General features: G+C 68.3%; 12 protein-coding genes. 3 read left to right on the forward strand and 9 right to left on the reverse strand.

Annotation, left to right across the window (positions count from 1 at the left end; translation table 11 throughout):
- Positions 1–2 precede the first annotated feature (2 nt).
- Genes L3V85_RS22595 through L3V85_RS22605 form a run of 3 tightly spaced genes read right to left on the reverse strand, consistent with a single transcriptional unit; the run spans position 3 to position 3,930 of the window.
- Positions 3–1,397, reverse strand: coding sequence for a c-type cytochrome (locus L3V85_RS22595; protein ID WP_237674935.1), 1,395 nt, complete (start codon positions 1,395–1,397; stop codon positions 3–5).
- A complete protein-coding gene (locus tag L3V85_RS22600; RefSeq protein ID WP_237674936.1) occupies positions 1,394–3,166 on the reverse strand; it encodes a GMC family oxidoreductase in 1,773 nt (590 codons plus the stop codon). The genes L3V85_RS22595 and L3V85_RS22600 overlap by 4 nt, the downstream gene beginning before the upstream one ends.
- A 17-nt stretch (positions 3,167–3,183) precedes the next feature.
- A complete protein-coding gene (locus L3V85_RS22605) occupies positions 3,184–3,930 on the reverse strand; it encodes a gluconate 2-dehydrogenase subunit 3 family protein (RefSeq protein WP_237674937.1) in 747 nt (248 codons plus the stop codon).
- 176 nt (positions 3,931–4,106) lie between these two features.
- On the opposite strand from L3V85_RS22605, the gene L3V85_RS22610 reads away from it, so the two are divergent.
- Positions 4,107–4,691, forward strand: a complete 585-nt coding sequence (locus tag L3V85_RS22610; RefSeq protein WP_237674938.1) for a peroxidase-related enzyme — start codon at positions 4,107–4,109, stop codon at positions 4,689–4,691.
- A gap of 7 nt (positions 4,692–4,698) precedes the next feature.
- Here L3V85_RS22610 and L3V85_RS22615 read toward each other — a convergent pair whose 3' ends face one another.
- The 3 genes from L3V85_RS22615 to L3V85_RS22625 are packed head-to-tail and all read right to left on the reverse strand — an operon-like array spanning position 4,699 to position 7,621.
- The gene (locus L3V85_RS22615; protein WP_237674939.1) at positions 4,699–6,450 is read right to left on the reverse strand and encodes a phosphoethanolamine transferase; all 1,752 of its coding nucleotides are present in this window, start codon (positions 6,448–6,450) and stop codon (positions 4,699–4,701) included.
- A gap of 57 nt (positions 6,451–6,507) precedes the next feature.
- On the reverse strand, positions 6,508–7,089 hold the full coding sequence (locus L3V85_RS22620; protein WP_237674940.1) for a phosphatase PAP2 family protein: 582 nt from the start codon (positions 7,087–7,089) through the stop codon (positions 6,508–6,510).
- Positions 7,076–7,621 (reverse strand): phosphatase PAP2 family protein, encoded by a 546-nt coding sequence (locus tag L3V85_RS22625; protein ID WP_237674941.1) that lies wholly within the window; start codon positions 7,619–7,621, stop codon positions 7,076–7,078. The genes L3V85_RS22620 and L3V85_RS22625 overlap by 14 nt, the downstream gene beginning before the upstream one ends.
- A gap of 301 nt (positions 7,622–7,922) precedes the next feature.
- On the opposite strand from L3V85_RS22625, the gene L3V85_RS22630 reads away from it, so the two are divergent.
- Both L3V85_RS22630 and L3V85_RS22635 read left to right on the forward strand, forming a co-directional pair.
- Complete coding sequence (locus L3V85_RS22630) at positions 7,923–8,597, forward strand: winged helix-turn-helix domain-containing protein (RefSeq protein WP_237674942.1); 675 nt, start codon at positions 7,923–7,925, stop codon at positions 8,595–8,597.
- On the forward strand, positions 8,594–9,949 hold the full coding sequence (locus tag L3V85_RS22635; protein WP_237674943.1) for a sensor histidine kinase: 1,356 nt from the start codon (positions 8,594–8,596) through the stop codon (positions 9,947–9,949). Before L3V85_RS22630 ends, L3V85_RS22635 begins: the two co-directional genes overlap by 4 nt.
- Before the next feature lie 14 nt (positions 9,950–9,963).
- On the opposite strand, the gene L3V85_RS22640 is transcribed toward L3V85_RS22635, so the two are convergent.
- The 3 genes from L3V85_RS22640 to L3V85_RS22650 are packed head-to-tail and all read right to left on the reverse strand — an operon-like array spanning position 9,964 to position 12,076.
- The gene (locus L3V85_RS22640) at positions 9,964–10,386 is read right to left on the reverse strand and encodes an acyl-CoA thioesterase (protein ID WP_237674944.1); all 423 of its coding nucleotides are present in this window, start codon (positions 10,384–10,386) and stop codon (positions 9,964–9,966) included.
- A complete protein-coding gene (locus L3V85_RS22645) occupies positions 10,383–11,273 on the reverse strand; it encodes a DMT family transporter (protein ID WP_272934813.1) in 891 nt (296 codons plus the stop codon). The genes L3V85_RS22640 and L3V85_RS22645 overlap by 4 nt, the downstream gene beginning before the upstream one ends.
- Positions 11,274–11,293: 20 nt before the next feature.
- The gene (locus L3V85_RS22650; RefSeq protein WP_237674945.1) at positions 11,294–12,076 is read right to left on the reverse strand and encodes an SDR family oxidoreductase; all 783 of its coding nucleotides are present in this window, start codon (positions 12,074–12,076) and stop codon (positions 11,294–11,296) included.
- Positions 12,077–12,180: the final 104 nt, after the last annotated feature.

Here is a 12,180-nt window from a genome sequence, read left to right on the forward strand (position 1 = left end):
CGTCATTTCTGCTGCTGCGCGTTGGCGGTCGCCACCGGCTTGATTGAGTCGCGCACCTTGGCCACCTGCGCCGCCGTCACGGCTTCGCCCTGGTTGCCCCAGCTCGACCGCGCGAAGCTCAGCACGCTGGCCACGTCGGCGTCGCTCAGGCGCCAGCCGAAGTCGGGCATGGCGATGGGCGATGGTGCCTGGGTCGTGCTCGGCATGGCCGAGCCTGCAAGCACGAGGCGGATCAGCGAAGTCGGGTCCTTGGCATTCACCACGCTGTTGCCGGCCAGCGCGGGGAAGGTCTTGTCGGCGCCCGTGCCGTCGGAGCGATGGCAGGCGTTGCAGTTGTTCAGGTAGACCATCGCGCCGCTGTTGCCCTCGACCGTGCCGTTGCGCAGTGCGAGCGCGGTCGGGTGCTGCGGCGCCGCCGCCACCAGCGAGGTGGGCGACGGCGCGTTCTGCGCGCCGCCCTCCGCGCCGAGCGACTGCAGATAGCTGGCCACCGCCTGCAAGTCTTGCGTCGACAGGTGCTGCGTGCTGTTCTGCACCACGTCGACCATGGCGCCGAACGCGGCCGTGTGGCCGGTGCGCCCCGTCTGCAGGTACTGCACGATGTCCTGCGCCGGCCACTGCGCCATGGTCGGCCGGCCGGTGTGGCGCAGCGGCTGCGCGTACCAGCCGTCGATGACCGCGCCAGACAGGAACACGTCACCCTTGCCGTCGCTGGCCGCCTTGACGCCGCCGAGCATGCTGCGCGGCGTATGGCAGTCGCCGCAATGGCCCAGGCCCTGCACCAGGTACGCGCCGCGGTTCCACTCGGCGCTGCGGGCCGTGTCGGGCTGGTAGACGCCCTTGTCGAGGTAGATCCAGTTCCAGCCGATCATCAGCCCGCGCATGCTGAAGGGCCACGGCAGGTCTGTGGCCGGCGGCTTCTGCGCCACGGGCTGCACGCCGTTGCGGAAGAAGGTGAAGAGCGCATGCATGTCCTCGTCGTTCACGCGAGCGAACGACGGGTACGGCATGGCCGGGTACAGGTGATGGCCGTCCTTGGCGACGCCTTCGCGCAGCGCGCGGGCGAACTCGGCCTCGGTGTAGGCGCCGATGCCGGCCTCGGGGTCGGGCGTGATGTTGGTCGAGACGATGGTGCCGAACGGCGTCTTCATCGGCAGGCCGCCGCCGAAGGCCGGCTTGCCGGGGGCAGTGTGGCAACTTACGCAGTCGCCGGCGCGGGCCAGGTAGCGGCCGCGCTCGAGCACGGGGTCGGATGATGCGGCAGGTGCAGCGGTGGTCACCGGAGCAGCGGCGGGCGCGGCCGGCGGTGCCTCCGCCTTCTGCGCCACGGCCCAGGCCCCGGCGCACAGCAAGGCGGCGGCCACCGCAACGCCGCCATACATGCGACGCGCGTTCATGCCAGTGCTCCCGGGTTCTTCAGGTACTGCTCGCGAATCGCCTTGGCCGACCAGTAGGCCAGCGCGCCCACCATGCCGGTCGGGTTGTAGCCGAAGTTCTGCGGGAAGGCGCTGGCGCCCATCACGAAGACATTGGGCACGTCCCACACCTGCAGGAAGCGGTTCACGGCGCTGGTCGCGGGGTCGGTGCCCATCGGCGCGCCGCCGGTGTTGTGGGTCGACTGGTAGTAGCGCACGTCGTAGTGCGCGCCTGCCTTCTGGAAGTTCATCTTCATCTGCTTCGGCCCCATGGCTCTGGCGATCTGCTCGACCTTGGTGCCGATGAACTGCGTCATCGCCAGGTCGTTGGCCTTCCAGTCGAAGGTCATGCGCAGCAGCGGCTGGCCGTGCACGTCCTTGTAGGTCGGGTCCAGGTCGAGGTAGTTGTCGCGGTAGGCCATCACCGAGCCCTGGCTGCCCACGCCGGCCTGGTAGAGGTAGTTTTCCCGCGCGGCCTTCTTCCAGCCCGCGCCCCAGCTCGGCGTGCCGGGCGGCAGGCTCAGCTGCTGGATAGGCCGGCCGCCGGTGTTGATGCAGTTGATGCTCGCGCCGCCCACGAAGCCGAGCGGGCCGTGGTCGAAGTTGTCGCCGTCGAAGTCATCGATCACGCTGCCGCTGGCACCCGCGCCGACGAAGGGGTTCATCGGCTGGTCCTTGTCGAAGAACAGGCTGGCGCCGCCATTGAGCTGGTAGGCGTAGTTGCGCCCCACCACGCCCTCGCCGGTGGCCGGGTCGTACTTCTTGCCGATGTTCGACAGCAGCAGCAGCCGCACGTTGTGGAACTGGTAGGCGCACAGCACCACCAGGTCGGCCGGCTGCTCGACCTCGTTGCCCTGGGCGTCGACATAGGTCACGCCGGTGGCGCGCTTGCCGTCGGGCGACATGTTCACGCGCAGCACATGCGAGCGGGTGCGCAGCTCAAAGTTGGGCCGCTTCATCAGCACCGGCAGCAGCGTGGTCTGCGGCGACGCCTTCGAATACATGTAGCAGCCGTAGCGCTCGCAGAAGCCGCAGAAGTTGCAGGGACCGAGCTGCGCGCCATGCGGGTTGGTGTAGGCGCGCGAGGCGTTGGCGGCCGCCTGCGGAAACGGGTGGTAGCCGAGCTCGCGCGCGGCCTTCTCGAACAGCTTCGCGCTGTTGACCGAAGCCAGCGGCGGCAGCGGGAATTCGTTGGCGCGTGCGCCTTCGAAAGGATTGCCGCCGGGCTGGATCTTGCCGCCGATGTTGCCGGCCTTGCCGGAGGTTCCGCAGATCTTCTCGAACTGGTCGAAGTGCGGCTCCAGCTCTTCGTAGCTCACGCCGAAGTCCTGGATCGTCATGCCTTCGGGAATGAATTTCTTGCCGTAGCGCTCTTCGTAGTTGCTGCGGATGCGCAGGTCGCTGGGCAGCGGCCGCCAGTGGTGACCGTTCCAGTGCACGCCCGCGCCGCCCACGCCGTCGCCGGGCAGGAAGGACGCGAGCTGGCGGTACGGCACCGCCACCTCGGCCGGCGTGTGGCGGATGGTCACGGTCTCGCGCGAAAGGTTCTGGAACAGCTTGCCGCGGATGCCGTAGCTCAGCTCGTCGGTGATGCGCGGGTAGGCGAAGTCGGGCTGCGTGTCGCGGTTCTCGCCGCGCTCCAGCGCCAGCACTTTCAGGCCGGCGGCGGTGAGTTCCATGCCCATGATCGCGCCGGTCCAGCCGAAGCCGACCAGCACGGCGTCGACACTCGGCTTCTTGATGTTTGCCATGGTGTTGCCGCTCCCCTTCAACCCTGCGGGCCGGCGATGCTCACCGGCGGCAGGTTGTACTTGACGCCGGGCCGGTCGACCCAGTCGGCGTAGTCGGCGCGCGCGCCGGGGAAGCCGATCATCTTCCAGGCCGCGGCGTTCTTGTTGCCGCCGTGGATCGGGTCGCTGAAGTAGCCCTCCTTCGTGTTCTGCAGCAAAAAGCCGAAGAAATCGGTCGCGCCCACGCCGTCGAGCGTGATGGTGCCGCCCTCCAGGCCCTTGAGCACCTCGTCCTGCCGCGCGGGCTCGAGTTGCGCGAAGGTCTTGCCGGAAAACTGCTTGCGGCTGTAGTCATCGGTGGCCGCGATGCCCGCGCGGTACACCTCGCGCGGCGGCATCTTCTTCTGGTAGCCGAAGAGCGGCGACACCTCGACGAACGGCCCCTGCATGTACCAGGTGGCGGCATGGCCGAAGGCGCCTTCCATCTGCCGGTCGATGAACTCCGGCACGCCGGCTTCGATGGCGCCGGGGCCGGCGTCGTCGGAGGGAATGAGCCGGGCCACCGCGGCCTGGACGAAGGCCCATTCGGCGGCGTTGAAGTAGACGGGGGTGTAGGGAGTGGCGGGCGGTGCCGCTGCAGCGGGGGTGGTTGCGGGAGCCGGCGTTGCGGGTTGCGCCAGTGCCGCGCCGGTGAGGCCACCGGCACCGAAGGCCGTGGCGGCCGGCACGATGGCGATGGACCGGCGCAGGAAGCCACGCCGGTCTGGATACGACTCGTCTTTCATCGCGTTATGTGCGGCGCTGGCCGCGTGTTGTTGTGCGAACCTTCATCATGGCGGTGGTGCGCACCCCGCCATGTAGGAAAGCGGCTTGCCTATGATGGAAGCGGCGCGGCGCCTTTCAGAGCGCTTTCAGAAAAGCTTCCGAGGCGCCGCAAACCGACGACCACAACGGAGACGACATGACCCCGAACAACCGCTACCCGCTCGCCGAACTGAAAGACCTGCCGGAGGACATCCGCGCCGCCATCCTCGCGGTGCAGGAAAAGGCGGGCTTCGTGCCCAACGTGTTCCTGGCCCTCGCGCGCCGCCCGGCCGAATGGCGCGCCTTTTTCGCGTACCACGACGCGCTCATGCTCAAGGAAGAAGGCTCGCTCACCAAGGGCGACCGCGAGATGATCGTCACCACCACCAGCGCGGCCAACCAGTGCCTGTACTGCGTGGTGGCGCACGGCGCGCTGCTGCGCATCTACGAGAAGAAGCCGCTGGTGGCCGACCAGGTGGCGGTGAACTACCGCAAGGCCGACATCACGCCGCGCCAGCGCGCGATGCTCGACTTCGCGATGAAGGTCTGCGACCGCTCGCACGAGATCGACGACAACGACTTCCCGCCCCTGCACGCCCACGGCTTCGACGACGAGGACATCTGGGACATCGCGGCCATCACCGCCTTCTTCGGGCTGAGCAACCGCATGGCCAGCTTCAGCGGCATGCAGCCGAACAACGAGTTCTTCCTCATGGGGCGGCTGCCCCGCGAGAAGAAGTAAGGCGGCCTCAGCCCTTTGCCCGGCAGGACGCGAGGGCGTCCAGTGCCGGCTTGTAGGTCGGCGTGGTCACGTCCATCACGCCGAGCACCGTGTGATAGAGGTTGTCGTGCGTGAGCGGCGCGTCCAGCCCCGCTTCCATGCACGAACGCGAGAGCTTGCGCCGCTCGCTCATGCCGTCGCTGAACCAGGTAACCATGGGCACGTGCTTCTGCGCGTCGGGTGCGAAGCTGTAGGGCACGCCGTGCAGGAACAGGCCGTATTCGCCGAGCGACTCGCCGTGGTCGCTCACGTAAAGCAGCGCCGGGTCGTACTGCTTCGTCTGCCCTTTGAGCCAGTCGATGGTCTCGCCCAGGAAGCGGTCGGTCTGCAGGATCGAGTTGTCGTAGACGTTCATCAGCTCGGCATGGCCGCACTCCGCCAATGCGTTGGTTTTGCACTCGGGCACGAAGCGCTTCACGTCGGGCGCGGAACGCTTGTAGTAGGCCGGGCCGTGGCTGCCCATCTGGTGCATGACCAGCACGATGCCCTTGGCGCGGCGCTCGGCCGGCAGCGCGGCAATGCGCTCGTCCAGGCCCTTGAGCATCACGTCGTCGAGGCATTCGTCGCCGTCGCACAGCGCCTTCTTGGTGGCCGCGTCGAGCCCGGCGAACGCGGATGCGTTCGGAATGCGCTCGCAAACGCCCTTGCAGCCGGCCTGGTTGTCGAGCCAGAACACGGCAAGGCCGGCCGCCTGCAACACGTCGACCAGGGTCTCGTAGTCGTCCTTGCGCGATTCGTAGCCCTGCTTGCCCAGCGGCGAGAACATGCACGGCACCGAGGCCAGCGTGTTGGTGCCGCAGGAGCGCACCTCGCGGTAGCTCAGCACGCCGCGCTTGGCGAGCTCGGGGTTGGTGTCGCGGGCGTAGCCGTTGAGCGAGAAGTGATCGGCCCGCGCGGTCTCGCCCACCACCACCACGAACAGCGGCGGCTTGGTCTGCGCGGCGTAGCTCGTGCCCAGCGCCGTGCCGGCGGTGATCGAGATCAGCTTGCCGCTGTGCTTGAACAAGGGCTTGATGACCAGCGCGCCGGCCGAATAGAGGCTGGCGATCGGATTCATCATGTAGCGCAGGTGCACGTTGTTGCGCATCAGCGGCGCCAGCTCGCGGTTCATGGACACCACCGCGCCCAGCGCCAGGATCACCGACAGCAGCAGCAACGCGACGTTGCGCCAGAGCTTCGACAGAAAACGCATCGGCGGGATGCGAACGCGCCAGAGCAGATAAGCCGCGGGCAGCGTGACCACCAGCACGTTGAAGGCCATGCGCCAGCTCATCAGGTCGCGTGCCTCGTTGGGGTCGGTCTGCATCGCGTTGGCGACCATGGTCGGGTCCATGACCACGCGGTACGCGAGCATGTAGTGCTGGACCACCGCGGCCAGCACGACCACCACGAGCCACAGCGGCTTCATCCAGCGCGACCAGGCGGTGAACGACAGGATCGCCAGCGAGCCGCAGAAAGTGAGCAGGCTCATGACCGCGATGGTCGGCATGTAGGTGCTGGGCGCACCGCCGATGCGGGCCAGCTCGCTCCAGAGCGGCCAGTTGGTGGTCAGTACGAGATAAAGGCTGAGCCAGACGACGACCGCGCCAGCGGAACGTGGGCGGCCGAGCCAATGGTTGAAACGTGTCCAGGGCGCTGCCGGCGATGCGGCGGCGAGTGGGTCGGGTTCGGGGAAGCTACCTTGCGGTGCAGATGCCGGGTCGATACGCAAAACAGACATCCAACTAATGTAGGAAGGGGGGCTGAAGATAGCCTGAATCCCCCATTCATGTCATGTTCAGGCTCGCCTTGCGCGTGACCGCAGCCTTGTCATCATGGCCTGCACTGGGGCAGGCGAAATACGGATGCGCGGAATCAGGCGAAGGCCACGCTCCACCAAGATAGAGACCAGAGCTCCGAGCATCGCCGCCGCCACCACGTCGGACGGAAAGTGCAGCCCCAGGTACAGGCGGCTCCAGGCCACCGTGGCCGCCACCGCCAGCGCGGCCAGCATCGGCCAGCGCCTCGGCAGGCACCAGAGCGAGAACGCGGCGGTGAAGGTGCCCGCCGCATGCATGCTCGGGAAACCGGGTCGAACGCCCTGCGGCACCCACTGGATGCCCAGGCCGTAGAAAGCGGGCCGGGGCATCGGAAACAGCCCGCGGAACACGTGCACGATCAGCCAGACGGCCAGCAGGCTGACCATCGCGGTGAAGAAGGCGTGGCGCCAGCGCCGGTCGAGCAGCGCGCCGATGGCCAGCGCCAGCGCCAGCAGGGCCGGCAGGAAATCGGAGGCGAAGCTGGCGAAAGGAAGGCTCCATGCAGGCACCGAAGGGCCCGCATTGACCAGCTCGAACAGGGCGGCGTCAATACCCTGCATGGACGGGTACTGCCGGTTCGAGAACTTTCGGATTGAAGCGTCCGAACACCACTTCGATGGCAAAACCCACCGTCCAGCAGATCCAGGCAGTCCAGAGGGTATGGCTCATGTAGTGCGCGCCGCGCACCTGCTGCGACAGCCCCAGCGCCAACCCGGCCACCACCGCCACCGCCAGCCAGATGCCCGCCGCCCGGGCCGAGACCCGGCGCAGCACGAAGTAGCCACCCATGTAGGCGAACGCCGCGGAGGCATGGCCGGCCGGGAAGCACCCGCCCGGGCCGCCGTCGGACACGTCCCAGGTCCAATGCGACACGTAGCGCGCCACGCCGCCGAACTCCTTCAGGTCCCAGGGGCAGCTGGTGTCGCTGGCGTGCTTGATGAGGCTGACGGCGACCACCGCGGCCAGCGTGGCCAGCGCCAGTTGCACCCGGTCGCCGGTGCCCAGGCGCCGAAGCACGCCGACCGGCCAGCGGATGGCAATGAACAGCGCGGTAAGGAGCGCCCAGCTGAGGTCGCGGGCGCCGTTATGCATGACGTGAACCAGAAAGGGGTTTTCCCGCCATACGAAACCGAACGGGGAGCCGGAAAGGCGCGCCAGCGCCAAGTCCCAGCCGGTTGCGTCCCACGCCAGCACGGCGGCCAGCGCAAAAAGGGTCAGCAACCCCAGGCGAAAATTCGAAGCACGCGTCATGAACGAAGGCAAGACCGAAAAACAGCCGCGAGCCTACGTTTGCGGAATGAACCCAGCCTGAAGACACCTGAACAGAGTCTGACTGGCGGTATGGCCGGAATTCGACGGCGCTAGACTTCTTTTTTTGTTGAAAGGACATGGCGTGCGCATATTGCTGGTCGAAGATGACACCTCGCTGGCAGATGCCGTCTGCAGCTACCTGATCGCCAAGGCTTTCGTGGTCGACGTGGCGCCCAGCCTTGCCGACGCACGCGGCGCGCTGCTCTCGGTCCAGTACGCGGCGGTGTTGCTCGACCTGCACCTGGGCGACGGCGACGGGCTCTCGCTGCTGCCGCAGGTGCGCGCCCTGCCCGAGCGGCCCATCGTCATCGTGCTGACCGCGCGCGACCAGGTCACCGACCGCATCCGCGGGCTGGACGCCGGCGCCGACGACTACCTCATCAAGCCCTACGACCCGGCCGAACTGCTGGCCCGCCTGCGCGCCGTCGAGCGGCGGCGCAGCGCCAGCAGCTCGCCGGTGCTGCAGCTGGGCACGCTGGAGATCGACCTGGCGCACGACATGGTCCGCAAGAACGGCGCGCCCATCACGCTGACCCAGAAGGAATGGGCGCTGCTTCGCGTGATGGCGACCCGGCCCGAGCGCATCCACACGCGCGAGAACCTGGCCGACGCGCTCTACGGCTTCGGCGACGAGGCCGACAGCAACACGCTCGAAGTCTTCATCAGCCGCCTGCGCCGCAAGCTCGGGCGCAGCCACATCCAGACACTGCGCGGCCTCGGCTACCGCCTGTCGTTCTCCGCGGACGACGACGAATGAAGTTCGGCAGCAAGCCCGGCGAAGGCCGCGACTCCCTGGCCGGGCGGCTCACGCGGACGCTGATCGTCTGGGTCGGCGGCGTGTGGCTGATGTGCGTGCTCGCGGTGGTCTGGTACGTGGACCGCGAGATCAACCACAACTTCGACAACGAACTGGTCGAGGTGTCCCACCGCATGTTCGACATGGCGGTGCAGGAACTAGACAAACTCCAGCACACGAGCGGCACCGCCCCCACGGAGCCGCTGATCGCGCCCAAGCAGCTGTTCTCCGAAGACGCGGTGATGTACCAGGTGGTCGACACCCACGAGCATGTGCTGCTGCGCTCGGCCGAAACCCCCGCCGGCACCTTCGACGTGCCGCTGGCCGCCGGCTTCGCCAACAACCAGACCTGGCGCATCTACACCGTGCGGCACCCCACGCTGGGGCTGTACTTCCAGGTGGCCGACCCGCTCGACGAGCGGCGCCGCGCGCTGAACCGCACGCTGTTCGGCCTGATCATCCCGCTGGGCGCGGTGCTGCCGCTGCTTGCGCTGGTGCTGCGCAACGTGGCGCGCGCCGAACTGCGCGTGCTGCAGCAACTGGCCGGAGAAATCGCCAAGCGCAACGGCGCCGACCTGCGGCCCATCACCCTGCCCGGCCTGCCGCAGGAGCTGCGCTCGGTCGGCGACCACGTCAACCGGCTGCTGGAGCGGCTGTCGCAGTCGCTCGACGTGGAGCGCGCGCTCGCGGCCAATGCCGCGCACGAGCTGCGTACCCCGCTGGCCGCCGCGCGGCTGCGCCTGCAAACCGCGCTGGAGCACGACCTGCGGCGCAACGACGTGCAGGCCGCGCTCGACGCGCTTCAGATGCTGAGCCATCGCGCCGAGAAGCTGCTGCAGCTGTCGCGCGCCGAATCCGGGGCCTCGCTGGCGCGCGCGCGGGTCGACCTGGTGCAGCTCGTGGGCACCGTGGCACAGGAGATGTGGCAAGACCCGCAGGTCAACGAGCGCCTGGTGCTCAAGGTGCCCGACAGCGCCGCGCCGGTGGCGCTGGGCGATGTCGACGCGCTGGCCATCGCGCTGCGCAACCTGGTGGAAAACGCCCTGCGCTACGGCGGCGAACGCGTGACCGTCGAAGTGATGGCGCCCTGCACGCTGGTGGTGCGCGACTTCGGCGCCGGCGTCGGTGCCGAGCAACTGCAGACGCTGCGGCAGCGCCACGTGCGGCACGCCTCCGACCGCGCGGGCTACGGGCTGGGCCTGTCGATCGTCGGGACCATCGTCGAGAAGCACAACGCGCGGCTCGAACTGGCGTCGCCGCCGCCCGGCGCGGCGCACGGCTTCGAGGCCCGCATCGTGCTGCAGCCGGCCTGAGCTTCAGCGCCCGGCTACTCGCTCACCAGCGTGCGCAGCCAGTCGGGCAGCGCCAGCGCCTTCTGCTTCGGAAAGTCGACCCAGATGGTGGTCGCGCCGCCGGCCGCGCAGATCTCGTCGGGCGCTTCCTCGCGGGCCATGGTGCCCCAGCTCTCGAAGGTGGTGCGGCCGGGGTCGCTCACGTACATCTTCAGCAGCACCTTGCCGGGGTATTCGATCTGCCGGTAGAAATTGCAGAAGGCGTTGACGATCACCATGCCTTCGCCGCTCGGCTCGGGCTCGAAGCCGATGGAATGCATCCAGTCGATGCGCGCGGTCTCGAGGTAGCGGAAGTAGGTGCCGTTGTTCAGGTGGCCCATGGCGTCCATGTCTCCCCAGCGGATGGGGATCAGGGTTTCGTACACGAGCTTCTTCTTTTCGGGGATTTCGATTCTCATCGGTGTGCCTTGATGGATGCGAGGATGCCCAGCACGAACAGCAGTGCCGCGGCCCACTCGGTGGCCTGCGGCCAGCGGCCGTCCCAGACGAAGGAATAGAACAGCGCGAACAGCGTCTCGCTCACGATCAGCTGGCCGCACAGGCTCGCGGAGAGCCGCTGGCTCGCGATGTTCCAGAGAATGGTGGCCAGCCACGAAGAGCCGAAGCCGCTGGCGAGCGCGATCCAGACGAAGAGCATGCCGTCGGGCCGCGCCTGCAGCGTGGCCACGTCGCTGCCCGCGACCACCCACAACAGCAAGGCGCCCAGTCCGGTCGCCACGCCGAGCCAGTTGGCCCAGTCGGTCGCGTTGAGTTCGGTGTGGCGTTGCAGCCAGGCGGCGTTGAGCAGGCCGTAGACCGTCCAGCTCGCCATTGCGCACAGCGCCAGCGCGATGCCCCAGCCGAAACGCGCGCCGCCGGCGTCGCCCGCGCCATGCTGCGCCGACCAAGCGCCCCAGATCATCAGCGCGATGCCCGCGCCCGTGAGCACGAGCCCCGGCAACAGCGCGCTCAGCCGAAGGCCAGCGGGCCTGCCGAGCAGCATCATCCAGACCGGAATCGTGCCGATGATGAGGCTGGGCACTTCGGTGCCGGCGGCCTCGATGCCGAACGCCAGCAGCAGGTAGTAGCCGCTGAAGCCCAGCACGCTGAGCCCCAGTGCCGCCACCGCCTGCCGGCCGTTCGGCCAGCGCGCGGCGGCCGGCCGCGCGAACACCGCGAGCCCCGAGATGGCGCCGAACACCAGGAAGCGCGCGGCGGTGATGTCGACCATGCCGAAGTGCCCCACCATGCGCGGCGCCACGAACACCAGCCCCCAGAGCGCACCGGCACCCAGGCCGGCGGCAATGCCGACCAAGGCCCGCGGGCTCAGAGCGCGAACCCGTCGTCGGCCGCGATGACGGCGCCGTTCACGAAGTGGCTCTGGCCGCTGGCCAGCAGCACGATCAGGCCGTCCAGGTCTTCGGGCTTGCCCACGCGCTTGCGCGGCAGCATGTTGACCAGCTTGGCGCCGCCCTCGGTGGTCCAGTGCTCCTCGTTGAGCTCGGTCGTGATGTAGCCCGGGCACAGCGCGTTCACGTTGATGCCGAAGCGGCCCCACTCGAGCGCCATGGCCTTGGTCATCTGCACCACGGCGATCTTGCTCATGCAGTAAGTGCCGATCTGCGGCATGACCTTCAGCGCCGCCGCAGACGCGATATTGATGATGCGCCCGCCGATGTAGGTGCCCGGCGCCGTGCCGCGGGCGCGCGCCAGCATGCGCTTGCCGACTTCCTGCGCGACGAAGAAGGAGCCCTTGACGTTGGTGTCGAAGATGTAGTCGTAGTCGTCGGGTGTCACGTCCTGCAGGCGCTGGGTGGTGCTCACGCCCGAGTTGTTGACCAGGACATCGATGGGACCGACCTCGGTCTCGGCGCGCGCGACGGCGGCCTTGATGCTGCCGATGTCGGTCACGTCGAGCTCGACCACGTGGGCGTCGCCGCCCTCGCCTTCGATGCGTGCGCGCAGCTCCTTGAGCTTCTCGACGCGGCGGCTTGCGAGCACCACCGCGGCGCCCGCGCGCGCCAGCGTTTTTGCGAACTGGGCGCCAAGCCCGCTGGAGGCGCCTGTGACAAAGGCGACGCGGCCCGAGAGATCGATGCTGTATGCCATGAACTGAATCCTGTGGAGTCGCGCAGGCGACGCGAGAGAGCCGCGCCCGCAAGTGACGCAGGCCGTCCGCGGACGCCGCATAAAATGCCCCGCAACCCGGGATG

The organism is Variovorax paradoxus (genome assembly GCF_022009635.1).
Classification (GTDB): domain Bacteria; phylum Pseudomonadota; class Gammaproteobacteria; order Burkholderiales; family Burkholderiaceae_C; genus Variovorax.